18 protein-coding genes and 1 tRNA gene are annotated in these 18,596 nt (G+C 66.7%); 9 read left to right on the top strand and 10 right to left on the bottom strand.

Annotation, left to right across the window (positions count from 1 at the left end; all coding sequences use genetic code 11):
* Nucleotides 1–108: 108 nt before the first annotated feature.
* The 4 genes from BM013_RS38650 to BM013_RS38665 all read left to right on the top strand — a co-directional run bounded on the left by BM013_RS38650 (nucleotide 109) and on the right by BM013_RS38665 (nucleotide 3,070).
* On the top strand, nucleotides 109–510 hold the full coding sequence (locus BM013_RS38650) for an IS66-like element accessory protein TnpA (protein ID WP_093129130.1): 402 nt from the start codon (nucleotides 109–111) through the stop codon (nucleotides 508–510).
* The gene (gene tnpB / locus BM013_RS38655; protein WP_093129131.1) at nucleotides 507–854 is read left to right on the top strand and encodes an IS66 family insertion sequence element accessory protein TnpB; all 348 of its coding nucleotides are present in this window, start codon (nucleotides 507–509) and stop codon (nucleotides 852–854) included. The genes BM013_RS38650 and tnpB overlap by 4 nt, the downstream gene beginning before the upstream one ends.
* Before the next feature lie 77 nt (nucleotides 855–931).
* Nucleotides 932–2,500 (top strand): IS66 family transposase, encoded by a 1,569-nt coding sequence (locus BM013_RS38660; protein ID WP_093129132.1) that lies wholly within the window; start codon nucleotides 932–934, stop codon nucleotides 2,498–2,500.
* Between the two features lie 51 nt (nucleotides 2,501–2,551).
* A complete protein-coding gene (locus BM013_RS38665) occupies nucleotides 2,552–3,070 on the top strand; it encodes a hypothetical protein (protein WP_093129133.1) in 519 nt (172 codons plus the stop codon).
* Between the two features lie 147 nt (nucleotides 3,071–3,217).
* On the opposite strand, the gene BM013_RS38670 is transcribed toward BM013_RS38665, so the two are convergent.
* From BM013_RS38670 to BM013_RS38695, 6 genes are all read right to left on the bottom strand, one after another.
* A tRNA-Thr gene (locus BM013_RS38670) sits at nucleotides 3,218–3,293 on the bottom strand.
* 25 nt (nucleotides 3,294–3,318) lie between these two features.
* Nucleotides 3,319–4,332 carry a class 1 fructose-bisphosphatase gene (locus BM013_RS38675; RefSeq protein WP_093135710.1) on the bottom strand — a complete coding sequence of 338 codons (1,014 nt, stop codon included), beginning with the start codon at nucleotides 4,330–4,332 and terminating at the stop codon, nucleotides 3,319–3,321.
* 35 nt (nucleotides 4,333–4,367) lie between these two features.
* Nucleotides 4,368–7,070 carry an aminopeptidase N gene (pepN, locus tag BM013_RS38680; RefSeq protein WP_093135712.1) on the bottom strand — a complete coding sequence of 901 codons (2,703 nt, stop codon included), beginning with the start codon at nucleotides 7,068–7,070 and terminating at the stop codon, nucleotides 4,368–4,370.
* Nucleotides 7,057–7,752: an HAD family hydrolase gene (locus BM013_RS38685; protein WP_093135715.1), complete on the bottom strand. Its 696-nt coding sequence runs from the start codon at nucleotides 7,750–7,752 to the stop codon at nucleotides 7,057–7,059. Before BM013_RS38685 ends, pepN begins: the two co-directional genes overlap by 14 nt.
* 5 nt (nucleotides 7,753–7,757) lie before the next feature.
* Nucleotides 7,758–8,862 (bottom strand): peptide chain release factor 2 gene (prfB, locus tag BM013_RS38690; protein WP_143072417.1). Its coding sequence is split into 2 segments (ribosomal slippage): nucleotides 7,758–8,780 and nucleotides 8,782–8,862, totalling 1,104 coding nucleotides; the frame shifts between segments, so codons are not numbered across the junction.
* Nucleotides 8,863–9,064: 202 nt separating this feature from the next.
* Nucleotides 9,065–9,877 (bottom strand): MetQ/NlpA family ABC transporter substrate-binding protein, encoded by an 813-nt coding sequence (locus BM013_RS38695; RefSeq protein WP_093135717.1) that lies wholly within the window; start codon nucleotides 9,875–9,877, stop codon nucleotides 9,065–9,067.
* Nucleotides 9,878–10,113: 236 nt separating this feature from the next.
* On the opposite strand from BM013_RS38695, the gene BM013_RS38700 reads away from it, so the two are divergent.
* The 4 genes from BM013_RS38700 to BM013_RS38715 are packed head-to-tail and all read left to right on the top strand — an operon-like array spanning nucleotide 10,114 to nucleotide 12,907.
* Nucleotides 10,114–11,013, top strand: coding sequence for a methionine ABC transporter ATP-binding protein (locus BM013_RS38700; RefSeq protein ID WP_093135720.1), 900 nt, complete (start codon nucleotides 10,114–10,116; stop codon nucleotides 11,011–11,013).
* Nucleotides 11,006–11,668: a methionine ABC transporter permease gene (locus BM013_RS38705; RefSeq protein ID WP_093135722.1), complete on the top strand. Its 663-nt coding sequence runs from the start codon at nucleotides 11,006–11,008 to the stop codon at nucleotides 11,666–11,668. The genes BM013_RS38700 and BM013_RS38705 overlap by 8 nt, the downstream gene beginning before the upstream one ends.
* A gap of 34 nt (nucleotides 11,669–11,702) precedes the next feature.
* Nucleotides 11,703–12,530, top strand: a complete 828-nt coding sequence (locus tag BM013_RS38710) for a MetQ/NlpA family ABC transporter substrate-binding protein (RefSeq protein WP_093135725.1) — start codon at nucleotides 11,703–11,705, stop codon at nucleotides 12,528–12,530.
* A 26-nt stretch (nucleotides 12,531–12,556) separates the two neighbouring features.
* Entirely contained in the window at nucleotides 12,557–12,907 is a 351-nt protein-coding gene (locus BM013_RS38715; protein ID WP_093135727.1) for a cupin domain-containing protein, read from the top strand.
* A 330-nt stretch (nucleotides 12,908–13,237) separates the two neighbouring features.
* Here BM013_RS38715 and BM013_RS38720 read toward each other — a convergent pair whose 3' ends face one another.
* The 3 genes from BM013_RS38720 to BM013_RS38730 all read right to left on the bottom strand — a co-directional run bounded on the left by BM013_RS38720 (nucleotide 13,238) and on the right by BM013_RS38730 (nucleotide 16,476).
* Nucleotides 13,238–14,593, bottom strand: a complete 1,356-nt coding sequence (locus BM013_RS38720) for an LLM class flavin-dependent oxidoreductase (protein ID WP_093135730.1) — start codon at nucleotides 14,591–14,593, stop codon at nucleotides 13,238–13,240.
* Entirely contained in the window at nucleotides 14,590–15,417 is an 828-nt protein-coding gene (locus BM013_RS38725) for a MetQ/NlpA family ABC transporter substrate-binding protein (RefSeq protein ID WP_093135732.1), read from the bottom strand. The genes BM013_RS38720 and BM013_RS38725 overlap by 4 nt, the downstream gene beginning before the upstream one ends.
* Before the next feature lie 165 nt (nucleotides 15,418–15,582).
* Nucleotides 15,583–16,476, bottom strand: a complete 894-nt coding sequence (locus BM013_RS38730; RefSeq protein ID WP_093135735.1) for a LysR family transcriptional regulator — start codon at nucleotides 16,474–16,476, stop codon at nucleotides 15,583–15,585.
* A gap of 138 nt (nucleotides 16,477–16,614) precedes the next feature.
* Between BM013_RS38730 and BM013_RS38735 the strand changes: the two genes are divergently transcribed.
* Complete coding sequence (locus tag BM013_RS38735) at nucleotides 16,615–17,634, top strand: aldo/keto reductase (RefSeq protein WP_093135737.1); 1,020 nt, start codon at nucleotides 16,615–16,617, stop codon at nucleotides 17,632–17,634.
* 12 nt (nucleotides 17,635–17,646) lie between these two features.
* On the opposite strand, the gene BM013_RS38740 is transcribed toward BM013_RS38735, so the two are convergent.
* A complete protein-coding gene (locus BM013_RS38740; protein WP_093135740.1) occupies nucleotides 17,647–18,576 on the bottom strand; it encodes an alpha/beta fold hydrolase in 930 nt (309 codons plus the stop codon).
* Nucleotides 18,577–18,596: the final 20 nt, after the last annotated feature.

The following is an 18,596-nucleotide window of genomic DNA, read 5'->3' on the forward strand; positions in this document are numbered from 1 at the left end:
ACGTAAGCGTCTCCTCAGTACCCTCTGTTTTCACTGAAGGCTGATGTGCAGGATCGGTGGCCCATGCACGCTGCGATGGTGTGCATGAAGAACCGCTAATGCACATCAATGAACGATCAATACACCCCGAGCAAGCGCCGTCGGCGCGAGCACAGCCCAATGTTCAAGCGCGAGTTGGTCGCGCGCAGCTTGGTGCCCGGTGCGTCGGTGGCCGCCGTCGCGCTGGAAGCGGGCATCAACTCGAACCTGCTGTTCGCATGGCGCAGGATGCATCTGAGCACGCAAGAGCAGCCCCAGACGCCGGCACCGTCGAAGCCCTCGCCAATGCTGCTGCCCGTCACCATCGAAGCTGCGTCGATCGCGCCATGCTCTTCACCCACGGTGGTGGCGCCTCGCCAACCTGCCGGGACCATCGAGATCGATGTCGGCGGTGTGCGCGTCCGACTGCGTGGCGCGGTCGACGAGGCCAGCGTGCGCCATGTCCTGCAGACGCTGAAGGCGCTTGCGTGATCGGCCTTCCTACAAGCACCCGCGTCTGGATCGTCGCCGGCCATACCGACATGAGGAAGGGATTCAATGGCCTGTCTGCGATGGTGCAGACGGCGTTGGAGACCAACCCGTTCTGCGGCCACGTCTTCGTCTTCCGCGGCCGACGCGGCGACATGCTCAAGGTCCTGTGGTTCGATGGCCAGGGATTGCTGCTGCTGGCCAAGCGCCTGGAGCGCGGCCGATTCGTCTGGCCGCAGGCGCAAGGGGGCAAGATCTCGCTCACGCCGGCGCAGCTGTCGATGCTGCTCGAAGGCATCGACTGGCGCATGCCGACGCGCACCGATCAGCCCGCGCTCGCGGCTTGAACCGCGCTCAAGAATTCGTCTTCTGAACGCACGGGTCCCGGTCAACTCCGGGTAGGTCCGATGGCATAGTAGAGGGCGTGCCGAACACCGCCAACGCGCCCCACACCGTCGACTCGCTGCTGCGTGTCGTGCAGGCGCGTGATGCCGAAGTCGTCATGCTCAAGCTGCTCGTGGACAAGCTCAAGGTGCAGTTGCTGCGCCAGGTTCGCTCCCGCTTCGGCGCCTCCAGCGAACAGCTGGACGACCCGCAGATCGCGTTGATCGCAGACCTGTCGATGCACGAGCTTGCGCCGGTCGCGCAGACACCGAAGGTGCAAGCGGCCAACAGCGAAGGCTTCGACCGCAGCTTGCCCGCACACTTGCCTCGAGAGAACCATGTGTACCGGCCCGAGGCATCGGATGCCCGCCACGACGCCGTCGGCCAGGCCTGCGGCTGCAGTGCGTGCGGCGGCCGACTGCGTCAGATCGGCCAGAACGTCTCTGAACAACTGGAGTACGTGCCCTCGCGCTTCAAGGTGATCCGCCACGTGCGCCCCAAGCTCGCCTGCATGGCGTGCGAATCCATCTTCCAGGCAGCAGCGCCGAGCCGGCCCATCGCACGTGGCATCGCCGGTCCCGGGCTGCTGGCCCACGTGCTGGTGTCCAAGTACTGCGACCACCAACCGCTGTACCGCCAGAGCCGCATCTACGCCCGCGAGGGCGTCGTGATCGAACGCTCCACGATGGCTGGCTGGGTCGGCCAGAGCGAGAAGCTGCTGGACCCGTTGGTTGCAGCGCTCGGGCGCTACGTGCTGGCCGGCTCCAAGCTGCATGCCGACGACACGCCGGTGGCGGTGCTCTCGCCCGGGCGAGGCCGGACCAAGACCGGAAGGCTGTGGGTCTATGTGCGTGACGATCGGGCATCGGCGAGCACCGACGCGCCGGCGGCGTGGTTGCGTTACTCGCCCGACCGCAAGGGCGAACATCCCCAGGCGCACCTGAAGAACTTCAAGGGCGTGTTGCAGGCCGATGCGTATGCCGGCTTCGCCAAGCTCTATGCAAGCGGCAACGTCATCGAGGCTTCGTGCTGGGCGCACGCGCGCAGGCCGTTCTGGGATCTGCACGAGAGTCAGGGGCGTGCGCCAGGCTCGATTGCGGAACAAGCGCTCAGGCGCATTGGTGCGCTGTATGCGATCGAAGCCGGCATCCGTGGTCGCCCGCCGGCTGAGCGATGCAGGGAGCGCCAGGCGCGGGCCGGGCCGCTGCTCGAGGAACTATTCGCCTGGTTGCGAGGGATGCTCGCCCAGGTGTCGACCAAGTCGGAGCTCGCGCGCGCCATCGGCTACACGCTCACGCGGCTCGGGTCGTTGACGCGCTACCGTGACGATGGACGCATCGAGATCGACAACAACGCCGCCGAGCGCGCGTTGCGCGGTGTCGGCCTGGGCCGCAAGAATTACATGTTCATGGGCTCGGACGCCGGGGGCGAGCGCGCTGCGGCCATTTATAGCCTCGTGGAAACAGCCAAGTTGAACGGGATCGATCCACAGGCTTATCTGCGCGATGTGCTCGGGCGCATCGCGGACCATCCCATCAACCGCATCGACGAGTTGCTGCCGTGGAACATCGGTGCGCCGCAACACCTCGAGCAGCGGCTGGTCGCCTGAGGACCTCGTGCCCGGGCGACTACAACCTGACAACGCCAAGAGGACAACGCAGTGAACCCGCAAGGCACCGACCCCAAGCTGATCGATGCGCTTAATCGTGCGACCAGCCTGGAGCTGTTCCAACTGAGCGCCATCATCGAGCGCATGCTGGCCGATCCGCGACGCATCATCGCTGTGCGCACGAACATGAACCTCGGCCAGATGGTGCGCTTCCTCGACTGGCGCGACGGCCAGATGCGCAATGGCAAGGTGGTCGCCATGAAGGACACGCAGGTCACCTTGCACGAGGAAGGCACGCGGCGCGAATGGAAGCTGCCCTATGCGGCCGTCGAGCCGCCAAGTCCTGCCAGTGCAACTGCATCGACCCCTACGCGTCCCGCGCCGCTGAAGAGCATGCCTGCGCGAGGTGACTTCCGCTGCGGCGAGAAGGTCTCGTTCGACGACAAGTACCTCCAGCCTCAGGTGGGCATTGTCGTGCGCATCAACCAGCGCACTGCCACCGTCGACACCGGCAACGGGCACTCATGGCGCGTTCCCTTCCATATGCTGCGACAGGTCTTCGACATCTGATCGAACGGCAGAGGTCAAGGGGGGTGCTGAGCTGACGCTTACGAAAAGACTCAGGCTTTCGCGGGCGAGACATTTCACCTAGCTGCGCGAACAGTACAAATGAAAAAGCCCCGTTGCTATCAAGGCGATAGCAACGGGGCTTTCAATTGGTGCCGGAGAGATGAATCGAACACCCGACCTTCTCATTACGAATGAGCTGCTCTACCGACTGAGCTACACCGGCGAAGCCTCAGATTATAGCCACGAAATCAGGCCTTCTCAGCGTGGTACTGCGTCAAACGCTCAACTTCGTTTCGTGAACCCAACAGTACGCTCACGCGCTCGTGCAGCTTGGTGGGTTGCAGGTCAAGAATTCGCTGCTTGCCGTTGGTGGCGGCGCCGCCGGCTTGCTCCACCAGCCAGCTCATGGGGTTGGCCTCGTACATCAGGCGCAACTTGCCGGCCTTCTCGGGCTCGCGCTTGTCCCACGGGTACATGAAGACGCCGCCGCGCATCAGGATGCGGTGCACGTCGGCCACCATGCTGGCAATCCAGCGCATGTTGAAGTCCTTGCCGCGCGGGCCTTCCTTGCCGGCCAGGCACTCGTCGATGTAGCGCTTCACGGGCTCGTCCCAGTGGCGCATGTTGCTCATGTTGATGGCAAATTCCTTGGTGTCGGCCGGAATCTGGATGTCTTCCTGCGTCAGCACGAAGCTGCCTTGCTCGCGGTCGAGCGTGAACATGGCCACGCCGTTGCCCACGGTCAGCACCAGGGTGGTCTGCGGGCCGTAGATGCAGTAGCCGGCCGCCACCTGCTGGGTGCCGGGCTGCAGAAAGTCGTTTTCCTGCACGCCGGGGTGGTCGTCGGGCTTCTTCAGCACGCTGAAGATGGTGCCGATGCTCACGTTCACGTCGATGTTGCTGCTGCCGTCCAGCGGGTCGAACATGAGCAGGTATTCGCCCTGCGGGTAGCGGTTGGGCACCACGTGGATGGATTCCATCTCCTCGCTGGCCATGGCCGCCAGGTGGCCGCCCCATTCGTTGGCCTCGATGAGCACTTCGTTGGCAATGATGTCCAGCTTCTTCTGGATCTCGCCCTGCACGTTCTCGCTCTCGGCCGTGCCCAGCACGCCGCCCAGCGCGCCCTTGTTCACGGCCTGGCTGATGCTCTTGCAGGCGCGGGCCACCACTTCGAGCAGCAGGCGCAGCTGGCCCGGAATGAGGCCGTCGGCGCGTTGCTGTTCGACGAGGTAGCGGGTGAGGGAAATCTTTTGTTGAGCCATATGCTTTGTGTTCAGTCTCTTGCTTGGTTGCAGGCTTAGTTTCCGGCCAGGGCGCGGGTCACCACCTCATGGGTGTCCTTGCTCAGGTCGGGCTTGGCGGCCACGCGGGCGATGGCTTCGCGCGCGGCGCTGCGGTAGGGCTCGGCCAGCTTGCTCCAGCGGTCGAGCGCGCGCGCAAGGCGGGCGGCCACCTGGGGGTTGATGGCGTCGAGCTCGATCACGCGCTCGCTCCAGAACACGTAGCCGGCCGCGTCGGGGCGGTGGAACGCGCCCGGGTTGGCGCTGCAGTAGCTGAAGATCACGCTGCGCGCGCGGTTGGGGTTCTTCAGCGAGAAGTCGGGGTGCTTCATGAGCTGCTTCACCAGCGGCAGGATGTCGCCGCCGCGGTCGCTGGCGCCAGCCTGCAGCGAGAACCACTTGTCGATGACCAGCGCCTCGTCCTTGAAGATGGCGTGGAAACGCGCCAGCGCCTGCGCCGCCAGGGTGTGGCCCGACGACACGAGCGCGTTGAGCGCGTTGAAGCGGTCGGTCATGTTGCCCGCGTCCTTGAAGCGCTGCAGGGTCTTGCCCGGCCACACGGCGTCGCCGGAGGCGCGCGTCGCCAGGCACAGGAAGTTGAGCGCCATGCCGGCCAGCGCGCGGCGGCCCGACGACGTGGGGTCGGGGCTGTAGGCGCCGGTGTCCTTGTTGGCTTCGTACACCTGCTCCCAGTCGCTGAACAGGGCGGTGGCCAGCTGGGCGCGCATGGCTTCGCGCACCAGGTGCACGCGCTGCGGGTCGACCACGTCGAGCTGCTCGGCAATGTAGGTTTCCGACGGCAGGGTGAGCACCAGCTCCTTGAAGGCGGCGTCGAGCTGCGGGTTGCGCAGCACGCTGCGCATGGCCTCGATGTAGGCGTCGTTCAGCACCGGGGCGGCGTCGGCGGCCAGGGCGGCAATGCCCTGCAGCGCGGCGCGCAGGCCCAGGCGCTGGCCGGCTTCCCAGCGGTTGAACGGGTCGGGGTCGTTGGCCAGCAGGGTGAGCAGCTGGGCGTCGGTGTATTCGAAGTCGAGGATCACCGGCGCGCTGAAGCCGCGCAGGATGGAAGGCACGGGCTCGGCGTCCAGGCCCACGAAGGTGATCTGCTCGCCGGCACGCGACAGCACCAGGGTGCGGGTGCCGCGCGTGACGTCGCTCTCGCCTTCGATCTGCATCGGCAGTTCGCGGCCGCCGGCATCGAGCAGGCCGATGTTCAGCGGAATGACGAAGGGTTCCTTGGCCGGCTGGCCCGGAGTGGGCGGGCAGCTTTGCACCACGCTCAGGGTGTAGCTGCGGTTCTGCGCGTCGTACACGCCGTGCGCGGCCAGGCGGGGCGTGCCGGCCTGGCTGTACCAGCGCTTGAACTGGGGCAGCAGGCGGGCCAGTTCGGAGTCGGGGTTGGCGTCGGCAATGGCCTGGGCGAAGTCGTCGCAGGTCACGGCCTGGCCGTCGTGGCGTTCGAAGTAAAGCGTGATGCCCCTCTCGAAGCCCTTGCGCCCGACCAGCGTCTGCATCATGCGGACCACCTCGGCACCCTTTTCATAGATGGTGACGGTGTAGAAGTTGCTGATCTCGATGTAGCTGTCGGGCCGCACCGGGTGGGCCATGGGGCCGGCGTCTTCGGGGAACTGGGCGGTGCGCAGCACGCGCACGTCCTCGATGCGCTTCACGGCGCGCGCCGACGCGTCGGCGCACAGGTCCTGGCTGAATTCCTGGTCACGGAAGACGGTGAGGCCTTCCTTCAGCGACAGCTGGAACCAGTCGCGGCAGGTGACGCGGTCGCCGCTCCAGTTGTGAAAGTACTCGTGGCCGACCACGCTTTCGATGTTGCTGTAGTCGGCGTCGGTGGCGGTGGCCTGGTTGGCCAGAACGTACTTCGTGTTGAAGATGTTCAGGCCCTTGTTTTCCATGGCGCCCATGTTGAAGTCGCTGGTGGCCACGATCATGAAGCGGTCCAGGTCCAGCGGCAGGCCGAAGCGCGCCTCGTCCCACAGCACGGAGTTGATGAGCGAGTTCATCGCGTGCTCGGTCTTGTCGAGGTCACCGGCGCGCACGTACACCTGCAGCAGGTGGTCTTTGCCGCTGCGCGCCTTGATGCGCTGCTCGCGTGCCACCAGCTTGCCCGCCACCAGGGCGAACAGGTAGCTGGGTTTCTTGAAGGGGTCGACCCACTTGGCGAAGTGGCGGCCTTCGGGCAGCTCGCCCTGGTCGACCAGGTTGCCGTTGGACAGCAGCACCGGGTACGCGGCCTTGGCGGCGCGCAGCGTGACGGTGTACATGGCCATCACGTCCGGACGGTCCAGGAAGTAGGTGATGCGGCGGAAGCCCTCGGCCTCGCACTGCGTGAAGAAGGTGTCCTCGCTCACGAACAGGCCCATCAGCTTGGTGTTCTTGATGGGGCAGCAGGTGGTGAAGATCTCGAGCTCGAAGGCGTCGGGCAGGCTGTCGATGACGAGCTGGTCGCCTTCCATGCGGAAAGACGCGCCCTGGCCGTTGACCAGCACGCGCGCCAGGTTCAGCTCGTCGCCGTGCAGGCGCAGCGGCTGCACCGGCACCTCGGGGTTGCGGCGCATCTGCATGCGGTTGAGCACGCGGGTCTTGGCGGGGTCGAGGTCGAAGGTGAGGTCGACGGTGTCGATCCAGTACGCCGGGGCGGCATAGTCTTCGCGGCGAATGGCAATGGGTTGCCCTTGGGCACCGCGAACATCAGGCAACAGCATCGAGGGTCTCCAGAAAATTCGAATGGGCGAGTTCGTTGTAGTCACGAACCGCGGCAATCACATGGGGGCCGGCCAGCTCGGCGGCGGTATGGGTGCTGCACACGGCCACGGCACGCATGCCGCCGCGGCGCGCGGCTTCGATGCCGAAGGGCGCGTCTTCGAAGACGATGCAGCGCTCCGGCGCAATGCCGATGCGCCGCGCGGCTTCCAGGAAGATGGCGGGCGTGGGCTTGCCGCTGAAGCCCTCGTCCCCGCCCACGATGGCCAGCGGCAGCGGGTCCATCTTCAGGCGCGACATGGCGAACTCGATGTTGCCCTTGTCGCCGGCGGTGCCCACGGCCACCTTGAGCCCGCGCGCCACGGCCGCCTTGGCAAAGGCCGTGAAGCCCGCCACTTCGGTGAAGTTGTCGTGGAAGAGGGCGCGGTAGATCTCTTCCTTCTCGTGGACCATGGCCTGGCATTCCTCGTCGGACAGGTCGCGCTCGAACAGCTCGCGCATGCACTCGGTGCCGGTGCGGCCCGTGGTGCGCGCGAGGATGTCGCTCACGTCGAGCTTCAGTCCGTGGCGCGCCACGAACTCGACCCACGACCGCGCATGCCAGGGCATGGAGTCGATCATGGTGCCGTCCATGTCGAAGATGAGGGCTTCGACCTTGCCGTCGTTCAGGCTCGTCAGGCTCATGGGGGTTACACGCCTTGCTTCAGGGAGGCTTCGATGAACACGTCCAGGTCGCCGTCCAGCACCTTCTGGGTGGCCGAGACTTCGACGTTGGTGCGCAGGTCCTTGATGCGGCTGTTGTCCAGCACGTAGCTGCGGATCTGGTGGCCCCAGCCCACGTCGGTCTTGCTGTCCTCGAGCTTTTGCTGCTCTTCCTGGCGCTTGCGCATCTCGTGGTCGTACAGGCGCGAACGCAGGCGCTTCCACGCCACGTCGCGGTTGCTGTGCTGGCTTCGGCCGTCCTGGCACTGCACCACGATGCCGGTCGGAATGTGCGTGAGGCGCACGGCCGAGTCGGTCTTGTTGATGTGCTGGCCGCCCGCGCCGCTGGCACGGAAGGTGTCGGTGCGCACGTCGGAAGGGTTGATCTCGATCTCGATCGAGTCGTCGATTTCCGGGTACACGAAGATGCTGGCGAAGCTGGTGTGGCGCCCGCCCGACGAGTCGAACGGCGACTTGCGCACCAGGCGGTGCACGCCGGTCTCGGTGCGCAGCAGGCCGAAGGCGTAGTCGCCCTCGACCTTGATGGTCGCGCCCTTGATGCCGGCGGTGTCGCCGGGCGTCTCGTCTTCGATCTGCGTCTTGAAGCCCTTGCGCTCGGCGTACTTCAGGTACTGGCGCAGCAGCATGCTGGCCCAGTCGCAGGCCTCGGTGCCGCCGGCGCCGGCCTGGATGTCGACGAAGGCGTTCAGCGGGTCGGCCGGGTTGTTGAACATCCGGCGGAATTCGAGCTGCTTGATGTCGGCTTCGAGCGTGGCGGCGTCATCGGAAATGGCCTGCAGGCCGTCCATGTCGCCGTCTTCCTTCGACATTTCGAAGAGCTCGGTGTTGTCCGACAGCCCATTGGTGAGCTTGTCGAGCGTGACGACCACGTCGTCGAGCGACTTCTTCTCTTTGCCCAGTTCCTGGGCCTTCTTCGGGTCGTTCCAGACGTTGGGGTCTTCGAGCGATGCGTTGACTGTCCTCAGTCGTTCAGCTTTGGCATCGTAGTCAAAGATACCTCCGTAAATCGACCGTACGGACGCTCAGGTCCGCGAGCATTGCGCCGATTTGGTTGATCTGTTCTGCGTCCATGGGGTGTCCTGACTGTGTTCGGGGAAACCGGGCATTTTCTCACGGTCCGCAAACCCGTCCAGCAGCGCGCCTGTATTGCTCCTTCCCCTTCCGGGGGAAGGCTGGGATGGGGGCAAGCGGCATCTGTTCAGCGCATTGCTTCATCGAACGCCGCGTGCCCCCACCCCAGCCCTCCCCCGGGAGGGGAGGGAGAAGACCGAAATCAGAACGCGGGGACGAGCGAGCCCTTGAACTGGGTCTCGATGTAGCTCTTCACCTCCGCCGACTGGTAGGCCGCCACCAGGCGCTTGGCCCAGGGCTTGTCCTTGTCGGCGCGGCGCACGGCGATCAGGTTGGCGTAGGGGCCCTTGGGCGCTTCCTTGATCACGGCGTCCTTGGCGAGCGACAGGCCGGCCTTCTCGGCGTAGTCGTTGTTGATGGCCGCAATGGCCAGGTCGTCGAGCGAGCGCGGCAGCTGGGCGGCGTCCAGCGCCACCAGCTTCAGCTTCTTGGGGTTGGTCACCACGTCCAGCGGGGTGGCGGTGTTGTTCTTCACGGCCTCGGGTTTCAGCGTGATCAGGCCGGCCTGCTGCAGCAGCAACAGCGCGCGGTTGCCGTTGGACGGGTCGTTCTGGATGCCCACGGCGGCGCCGTCGGGCAGCTGGTCGATCGACTTGAGCTTGCGCGAGTAGAAGCCCAGCGGCGCGGTGATGGTCAGGCCCACGGGCACGATGTCGAAGCCGCGCGCCTTGTTCTGGTTGTCCAGGAAGGGCTGGTGCTGGAAGGCGTTGGCGTCCAGGTCGCCCGAGGCCAGCGCCGCGTTGGGCAACTGGTAGTCGTTGAACACCACGAGCTGGATGTTCAGGCCGTCCTTGGCGGCGACCTTCTTCACCACTTCGAAGATCTGCTCGGCGCTGCCGACGGACACGCCGACCTTGAGGGTGTTCTTGTCCTGTGCAAAGGCGGCATTGCCGCCGAAGAGGGCGGCGGCCAGGGTGGCGAGGATCAGGCTGCGGCGGCGCAAGAGGGTGTGCATGTTGTTGTCGCGAAATCAAAAATGAAGGCGCGAATGTGGCATCGTCCGGCCCCCAAGGGAACGAACCAATCGGCATATCGATATGGCTTGGCCTTGGACTGCAGGGGTTTCTTATCTCGTTTCCAATATAAGCAGCAGCCGATTTGTTCGTTCCCTTTCGGCTCTTTTCTTTTCATACTCGGCACCTTTTTGCGAACCTGCGCGCCCGGCTTCGATGCTGGCCGCGCCTTCTTTCCATGACCCACCCCACGCCTGATGCGGCCCGCGACAACGCGCAGCCGGTCATCCGTCTCCAATCGGTGCAGAAGTCCTTCGCCTTGCCCAGCGGCGAGGTGTTCGACGCCGTGCAGTCGCTGTCGCTCGACATCCAGCAGGGCGACGTGTTCGGCCTGATCGGCAAGAGCGGCGCCGGCAAGTCGACGTTGCTGCGCCTCATCAACCTGCTGGAGCGGCCCGATGCGGGCAAGGTCTTCGTCGGCGGGCGCGACCTCACCACGCTCTCGCGCCGCGAGCTGCGCGACACGCGCCAGAACATCGGCATGATCTTCCAGCAGTTCAACCTGCTGCAGAACGCCACGGTGTTCGGCAACGTGGCCTTCCCGCTGAAGATCCACGGCCACCATTCCAAGGCCGAGATCGACGCGCGGGTGCGCGAGTGCCTGGCCCTGGTGGGCCTGGCCGAGAAGATCGACACCTATCCGGCACAGCTGTCCGGCGGCCAGAAGCAGCGCGTGGCCATTGCGCGCGCGCTGGCGTCGCGCCCGCAGGTGCTGCTGTGCGACGAGCCCACCTCGGCGCTCGACTCCGAAACCACGCGCTCGCTGCTGGAAACGCTGCGCGACATCAACCAGAAGATCGGCGTGACCATCGTCATCGTGACGCACGAGCTGTCGGTGGTCGAGGTGCTGTGCCGCAACGTGGCCATCCTCGAGAAGGGCCGGCTGGTGGAGCAGTTCGCGGTCGAGGACGCGCCCAAGGCCGAGCGCAAGACCGCGCTGGGCCGCGAAATCGACGAACTGGTGCGCCGCCGGGAGCGTGAGTCGCGCGAGTCGCGCGAATTGCGCGAGGCCGGCAACGGCGCCGCCACCCTGCGCGTTGCGCCGGACCTCAACGCCCAGGAGCCCGCTCATGTTTGAAAACATCGCCCCCATCCTTCCCGAGCTGTGGGTGGCCACGGGCCAGACCTTCATGATGCTGGCCATCGGCCTCACGGCCGCGGTGCTCATCGGCGGGCCGCTGGGCATCCTGCTGTTCCTGCTGGGCCCCGGCCAGTCGCTGGAGAACAAGCCGGCGTTCCTGGTGCTCAACTGGATCGTGAACACGGTGCGCTCGTTCCCTTTCATCATCCTGCTGGTGGCGCTGGTGCCGTTCACGCGGGTGATCGCGGGCACGTCGATCGGCCCGCTGGCCGCGGCCGTGCCGCTGTCGTTCGCCGCCATTCCGTACCTGGCGCGCCTGGTCGACCAGTGCCTGCGCGAAGTGCCGCGCGGCGTGATCGAGGCGGCGCACGCCATGGGCGCCTCGGAGCTGCAGATCGTCTGGCGCGTGCTGCTGGTGGAGGCGCGTTCGGGCCTGGTGCTGGCGCTGACCGTGCTGGCCGTGAGCTTTCTCTCGTACTCGGCGGTGGCCGGCGTGGTGGGCGGCGGCGGCATTGGCGACCTGGCCATCCGCTACGGCTACTACCGTTTCCAGACCGACGTGATGGTGCTCACGGTGGCGCTGCTCGTGGTGCTGGTACAGATCCTGCAGTTCGTGGGCAACACCACGGCAAGCAGGCTCGACAAGCGTTGATTTTTTCTTTTTCTCCTAGCTGCTTTCCTATCTCATGAAGACCGTTTTCCTGCGCCGTTCCGTTCTTGCCCTGTCCCTGGCCGCGCTGTCGCTCGGCGGCCTGTCGCTGCAGGCCCATGCGCAAGACCCCGCCAAGAAGAACCTGGTGATCGGCGGCACCGCCGGCTCCAACACCGACCAGCTCAAGCAAGGCATCGTGCCGATCCTCGAGAAGAAGGGCTACAAGGTGAAGCTGGTCGAATTCAACGATTACGTGCAGCCCAACCTCGCGCTGGCCCAGGGCTCGCTCGACGCCAACTTCTTCCAGCACCAGGTCTACCTGAAGAAGTTCGCCGCCGACCAGAAGCTGGACATCACCGAGCTGGTGCAAGGCCCGATCGCGCCCATGGGCGTGTACTCGACCAAGCGCAAGACGCTGGCCGACGTGAAGGAAGGCGACCGCGTAACGCTGCCGAACGACCCGAGCAACCTGGCCCGCGCGCTGGTGCTGCTGGAGCAGAACAAGCTGATCACGCTCAAGCCCGGCATCGATGCGCTGCGCTCCACCGAGCGTGACGTGGCCGAGAACCCGAAGAAGCTGAAGTTCATTCCGCTGGAAGCCGCGCAGCTGCCGCGTTCGCTGGGTGACACCGAATACGCCATCGTCAACGGCAACTTCGCGATCTCGTCGGGCCTGAAGCTCACCGAGGCCGTGGTGCTCGAGAAGACGCCCGAGTACTACCTGAATGTGGTTGCCGTGAAGAACGCCGACAAGAACACGCAGTGGGCCAAGGACATCGCGGAAGCCTACCGCTCCAAGGAGTTCAAGGCCGTGGTCGACAGCAAGTTCCAGGGCTACGCCAAGCCCAGCTTCCTGCAGTAACTCTCTTTCCTGAAAAAGGATTCCCCATGCCCGTTCTGGCCGTATTCGATGCCCAAGGAGGCTGGCGCGACACCCACGTGTGCGACGGCTGGATCACCGAACACCTGGCCGGGCAGGGCGTGAGCTGGGGCCGCGGCAAGAAGAAGGGGCAGCAGGTGCTCGACAGCGCCGGGCTGTTCTATGTGCCGACCGCCGACGGCTACCTGGGCCTGCTTGTGGAGGCCGGCGAGTGGGTGTCGGTGCCGGCCGGCAAGCCGCATTTCTTCGACGCAGGCGAGGTGGCGTCTTTCGAGGCCTTGCCTGCTTCGTTGCCGCTCTTCGAGGCCTTTGTCGAAGAGGTTCTTTCCCTGACTGGGAACGACGCCGACGACGAGTAGGCGATGAGTGGGCTGTGTGCTGTGTGAGTGCTCTTGTTCAGGGCGCATGCACAGGCCGCCGGGTACTCCCCTCCGCGAATGTCCTCCGCCCTTCGGGCTCCCCCTTTATTTCGCTGCGGGGAGCACCCGACGCCCTGTGCATCTGGGCACGCCGCTGGCGCAACGCTGATCAACCCCGGCCCTGAAAACGCTCAGGTCGATGGGGTGCCTTGCGCAGCGAAATAAAGGAGGAGGGCGAAGCCCGGGGGACATTCGCGGAGCCAGGTACCCCGTCGGCATGAGCGCACCCCGAACAGCGCTCCCCAAGCACCAGATCGCAGGCGCCGCCCTTCAGGCAGCCAGCCTCTGCGCAGCCCTTCCGCCAGGCCGCGCCAACCCGAGATGGTCCCGCAGCGTGCGCCCCTCGTATTCCGTGCGGAAGAGCCCGCGCTTCTGCAGGATCGGCACCACGCCGTCGACAAAGTCCTGCAGCCCGTGCGGCAGCGCATCGGGCATCAGGTTGAACCCGTCCGCCGCGCCGGCCTTGAACCAGCGCTCGATGTCGTCCGCAATCTGCTCCGGCGTGCCGACAATCACGCGGTGCCCGCCGCCGCCCGCGAGCTCGCGGATCAGCTGGCGCACCGTGTAGCCGTGCGTGCGGCCCGCGGCCACCACCGCGTTGAAGAAGGTGTGGTTGCCGTTGCCATTGCCGGGCAAAGGCAGGTCTTCAGGCAGACGCTCGTCGAGCTTCAGCCGGTCGGGCGCGATGCCTAGCGTGCCGGCGATGCGCGTGAGGCTGTAGTCCCACGGAATCAGGTCGACCAGCTCGTCGCGCCGGCGGCGCGCTTCGGCCTCGGTGCTGCCGACGATGGTGGTCAGGCCCGCGAGCACCTTCACGGCGTCGGGCCCACGACCCAGCTCCGCGGCGCGGGTCTTCAGCGCGCGCGCATAGGCCAGCGATTCCTCGAAAGACTGCGAGGCCGAAAACACCGCTTCCGCATGGCGCGACGCCAGCTCGCGCCCGTCGGCCGACGCGCCGGCCTGCACCAGCACCGGGTGCCCCTGCGGCGGGCGCGGCAGGTTCAGCGGCCCCTGCACCGCGAAGTGCTCGCCGCGGTGCGCAATGGCGTGCACCTTGGCCGGGTCGATGAAGCGGCCGCCGGCCTTGTCGCCGATGAAGGCATCGTCTTCCCAGCTGTCCCACAGCGCCTTCACGATGTCGGTGAACTCCGAGGCGCGCGCATAGCGCTTCGCATGGTCGGGCGTGGCGTCCAGGCCGAAGTTGCGCGCAGAGGGCAGGTCGGCCGTGGTCACCACGTTCCAGCCCGCGCGGCCGTTGCTCACATGGTCGAGCGTGGCGAAGCGCCGGGCGATGTTGTAGGGCTCGTTGTAGCTGGTCGACGCCGTGGCGATCAGCCCGATGTGCGTGGTGGCCGCGGCCACGCAGGCCAGCACTATGGTGGGCTCCAACGCGGTGATCGGGCGAAAGTGGATCTGGTCGACGATGGCCGCGTTGTCCGCGAGGAACACCGCGTCGAGCTTGCCCGCCTCGGCAATCTGGGCCGTGCGGATGTAGTGCCCGATGTCGGCAAAGGCCCCCGGGTCGCTCTGCGGCAGGCGCCAGGCCGAGGGCACGAAGCCCGAATGCAGGATGTTGACGTTCAGGTGCAGCTGGCGGGGCTTGGTCGTCGTTGTCGGATGGCTCATTGGGAGAAGTGGTCGGGCAGCCGGTAGCCGGCCCAGGTCGGGTTGGCCTTGAAGAAGCGCTGGAACTCGGGCGACTGGTAGGCCGTGGCAATGTCTTTCGCGAACTTCGCGTTCTCGTTGCTGCGCTTGACCGCCACCACGTTCACGTAGGGCAGGGTCATGTCCTCCAGCTTCAGCGCCTCGGTGAGCTTCAGGCCCGAGGCCACCGCGAAGTTGCCCTGCACGGCGGCAATGTCGGCATCGGCCAGCGAACGCGGGGCCTGCGCGGCTTCGAGCGGCACCAGCTTCAGGCGCTTGGGGTTGCTCGCAATGTCGCGCTCCGACACGCTCAGCGGGCTCACGCCCGGCTTCAGCGTGACCCAGCCGATGGCCGCGAGGATGTTCAGCGCGCGCGCCGCGTTCACCGGATCGGCCGGCAGCGTGACGGTGGCGCCGTCGGGCACCGAGTCGAGCGACTTGTGGCGCTGCGAGTACAGGCCCATCGGCGGCGTGGGCACGTGCACCACGGGCACCAGGTCGAAGCCCTGCTGCTTGTTGGTGGCGTCGAGGTACAGCGAGTGCTGGAAGATGTTGGCGTCGATCTGCCCGCGCTCCACCGCGTCGTTGGGCTGCACGCCCTGGCTGAACTCGACGTACTTGACGGTGTAGCCCAGCTTCTTCAGCTGGGGCTCGATGCCGTGGGTGAAGGCGTCGCGGTACGGGCCGGGCATGAAGCCCACGCGCAGGTCGGCGGCGTGGGCGGACACCTGCAGCAGCAGGCCGAGGGCAAGGCCGCCGAGCAAATGCAACGGCGCGCGCAGGAAGGAGCGCGAGGAAAGACGCATGACAGGCAACTCCGGGGAGACAAGGGAGCTGCGCACTCTAGGACGCGGTGCCAGCGGTGCGAACGAAGATTCGTGCGCTTGGATATCCGCTCGGCGAATATCGCGGCGTCCTGGTGGTGGCTCTTTGGGCCTCTTTTGGGCCTCTGTGGGCCTCCCTGTCCGGGCCTAGCCTTCGCGCTTCAGGAAATCGACGAACGCGCGCAGCGGCGCCGGCATGTGCGTGCGGCTCGGGTAGTACAGGAACGGCCCCGAGAAGCTCTGCCACCAGTCTTCCAGCACCGGCACCAGCGCGCCGCTGTCGAGCGCGGGGCGCAGGTACTCCTCGAAGAGGTAGATCAGGCCCAGCCCCGAGACGGCGGCATGCACTTCCACGTCGGGCATCGACGCGATGAGCGGGCCGGTCGGCGTGATCTTGACGGCCTTGCCCTTTCGCACGAAGCCCCAGGGCGCGAGCACGCCGCTGGGGAAGCGGTGGCCGATGCAGGCGTGCTTCAGCAGGTCGGCCGGGTGCCTGGGCACGCCGTGCGCGGCCAGGTACGCGGGCGACGCCGCGGCCACGAAGCGCTGCGTGCGCGGGCCCAGGGGCACGGCGATCATGTCGCGCGCAATGCTCTCGTCGTAGCGGATGCCGGCGTCGAAGCCCGCCGCGAGCACGTCGATGAAGCTGTCGTCGGTCGTCAGCTCCAGCGTGATGCCCGGGTGCGCGTGCAGGAAGCGGCAGGCCAGCGGCGGCAGCACGCGCTGCGCCACCACCATGGGCACGTTCAGCCGCAAGGTGCCGGTGGGGCTGTCGCGAAAGCTGTTGAGCGTGTCGAGCGCGCCGGCAATGTCGTCCAGCGCGGGGGAGATGCGGTCGAGCAGGCGCAGGCCGGCCTCGGTCGGCGTCACGCTGCGCGTGGTGCGGTTCAGCAGGCGCACGCCCAGTTGCGCCTCGAGCCGGCGCATGGCCTCGCTGAGCGAGGAGGGCGACACGCCGCGCAGGGCGGCCGCACCGCGAAAGCCGCGGGCCCGCGTGACCGCCACGAAGGCGCCGAGGTCAGAAAGGTCGGGGTCCGTCATGGAGTGATTGTGCGGTTTTGCGCACAACCTGTGCGGCGCTGGGCGGATTATCGAACGCAGCGCTTCGTTCCAGACTACAGCCATGCCGCTCGCAACCTGCCCGCGGCACCTTCTGAAACCCCTGAAAGGACACGCGCCATGAACACACTTCAACTCGGCACCAAGGGCATGAACGGCCCCAAGGTCTCCGCCATCGGGCTCGGCTGCATGGGCATGTCGGGCGTGTACGGCCCGTCGGACCGCGCGGAGAGCATCGCCACCATCCACGCTGCAATGGACGCGGGCGTCACGCTGCTCGACACCGGCGATTTCTACGGCAACGGCCACAACGAGATGCTGATCGGCGAGGCGCTCAAGGGCCTGAAGGGTTCGCAGCGCGACGCGGCGCTGGTGAGCGTGAAGTTCGGCGCCATGCGCGACCCCGCCGGCGGCTGGATCGGCTACGACGCGCGGCCCGCGGCGGTGAAGAACTTTGCCACCTACTCGCTGCAGCGCCTGGGCGTGGACCACCTCGACATCTACCGCCCGGCGCGGCTCGACCCGAACGTGCCGATCGAGGACACGGTGGGCGCCATCGCCGACCTGGTGAAGGCGGGCTATGTGCGCCATATCGGCCTGTCGGAAGTGGGCTCGCAAACCATTCGCAGGGCGGCGGCGGTGCACCCGATCTGCGATCTGCAGATCGAGTATTCGCTGATCTCGCGCGGCATTGAAGACGACATTCTTGCAACGTGCCGCGAGCTGGGCATCGGCATCACGGCGTACGGCGTGCTTGCGCGCGGGCTCATCAGCGGTCACTGGAAGAAGGACGCCGCGAGCGCCACCGACTACCGCATGCACACGCCGCGCTTCCAGGGCGAGAACGCGGACCGCAACCTCGCGCTGGTGGAGGCGCTGCGTCACATTGCCGATGCCAAGGGCGTGACGGTGGCGCAGATCGCCATTGCATGGGTCGCGGCGCAGGGCGACGACATCGTGCCGCTGGTGGGCGCGCGCCAACGCTCGCGGCTGGCCGAGGCACTGGGCGCGCTGAACGTGACGCTGGGCGCCGACGACCTGGCGGCCATCGAGCGCGCGGTGCCGAAGGGCGCCGCCGCCGGTGAGCGCTATGCCGCGGCGCAGATGGCGAGCCTGGACAGCGAGCCGGGCCGGGCTTGACGCAGGGCCGGCTCAGCCGGCCAGGAACTCTTCGATCATCCGCGCCACGCGCTGCGGCTGGTCGTGGTGCAGCATGTGGCCCGCGTCGGCCAGGCGCTCGATGCGCGCGGCGGGCACGGACTTCAGGCGCTCGTGGAATTCGTCGAGCGTGTAGCGGTTCTTCCACCAGCCGTGCAGGCTGTCGTCGGAGGCCTCGACCATCAGCAGCGGCGCGGTGATGCGCGCGTAGAGCGCCAGCGTCTCGTCGACCCGGAAGATGTGCGCGTTGACGATCTTGTGCGCCGCATCGCCCAGGATCTGCCAGCGCTCGGCGCCGTCGGGCTGTCCATGGTTCACCGACCAGTGGCTGGCGAGCCAGTTGGCCTTGTCGGGCGTGAGGCGCGGGTTGGTCTTCATGAGGCGGCGCGCCACGCCATCCACGGCCGAGTAGCCGGCCAGCGCCATCTCGCCGCGGTGCAGGCGCTTGAGTTCGTCGATCCACTGGCCGTAGCGCGCGGGCGCTTCTTCCGGCTTGCGCGCGGGCATGCCGAAGCCTTCGAGGTTGACCAGGCGGCGAATGCGCTCTGGCCGTACGCCGGCGTAGTGCATGGCGACGTTGCCGCCCATGCTGTGGCCGACCAGGTCGACCTGGCGTGCGTTGTCGCCTTCGCCCGCATAGTGGTCGAGCAGCCATTCGAGGTCGGCCAGGTAGTCGGCCAGCCAGTAGTTGTCGACGCCGCCGCCGTCGGTCAGGCCGAAGCCGCGCCAGTCGGGCGCGACGATGAAGCGGTCTTCTTCCATGGCGTCGACCACGAACTGCCACGACGCCGCCACGTCCATCCAGCCGTGCACCAGCACCAGGGGAGGACGCGCGTCGGAGGGCTGGCCCCACAGGCGCACGTGGTAGCTGAGGTTGCGCACGGGCACGAATTCACTGCGGGAGGGGCGGAGGGCTTGGTACATGGCGCCCGATGATAAAGAGG

The sequence above is a fragment of the Variovorax sp. OK605 genome (genome assembly GCF_900115445.1).
GTDB lineage: Bacteria > Pseudomonadota > Gammaproteobacteria > Burkholderiales > Burkholderiaceae_C > Variovorax.

Bases quoted from the DNA above. Each gene is read 5' to 3' on its own strand.
- BM013_RS38740 (WP_093135740.1), bottom strand. From the start codon at position 18,576: ATGTACCAAGCCCTCCGCCCCTCCCGCAGTGAATTCGTGCCCGTGCGC.
- BM013_RS38730 (WP_093135735.1), bottom strand. From the start codon at position 16,476: ATGACGGACCCCGACCTTTCTGACCTCGGCGCCTTCGTGGCGGTCACG.
- BM013_RS38675 (WP_093135710.1), bottom strand. From the start codon at position 4,332: ATGGCTCAACAAAAGATTTCCCTCACCCGCTACCTCGTCGAACAGCAA.
- BM013_RS38700 (WP_093135720.1), top strand. From the start codon at position 10,114: ATGACCCACCCCACGCCTGATGCGGCCCGCGACAACGCGCAGCCGGTC.
- BM013_RS38735 (WP_093135737.1), top strand. From the start codon at position 16,615: ATGAACACACTTCAACTCGGCACCAAGGGCATGAACGGCCCCAAGGTC.
- BM013_RS38650 (WP_093129130.1), top strand. From the start codon at position 109: ATGAACGATCAATACACCCCGAGCAAGCGCCGTCGGCGCGAGCACAGC.
- BM013_RS38710 (WP_093135725.1), top strand. From the start codon at position 11,703: ATGAAGACCGTTTTCCTGCGCCGTTCCGTTCTTGCCCTGTCCCTGGCC.
- BM013_RS38695 (WP_093135717.1), bottom strand. From the start codon at position 9,877: ATGCACACCCTCTTGCGCCGCCGCAGCCTGATCCTCGCCACCCTGGCC.
- BM013_RS38725 (WP_093135732.1), bottom strand. From the start codon at position 15,417: ATGCGTCTTTCCTCGCGCTCCTTCCTGCGCGCGCCGTTGCATTTGCTC.
- BM013_RS38720 (WP_093135730.1), bottom strand. From the start codon at position 14,593: ATGAGCCATCCGACAACGACGACCAAGCCCCGCCAGCTGCACCTGAAC.
- BM013_RS38685 (WP_093135715.1), bottom strand. From the start codon at position 7,752: ATGAGCCTGACGAGCCTGAACGACGGCAAGGTCGAAGCCCTCATCTTC.
- BM013_RS38715 (WP_093135727.1), top strand. From the start codon at position 12,557: ATGCCCGTTCTGGCCGTATTCGATGCCCAAGGAGGCTGGCGCGACACC.
- pepN (WP_093135712.1), bottom strand. From the start codon at position 7,070: ATGCTGTTGCCTGATGTTCGCGGTGCCCAAGGGCAACCCATTGCCATT.
- BM013_RS38705 (WP_093135722.1), top strand. From the start codon at position 11,006: ATGTTTGAAAACATCGCCCCCATCCTTCCCGAGCTGTGGGTGGCCACG.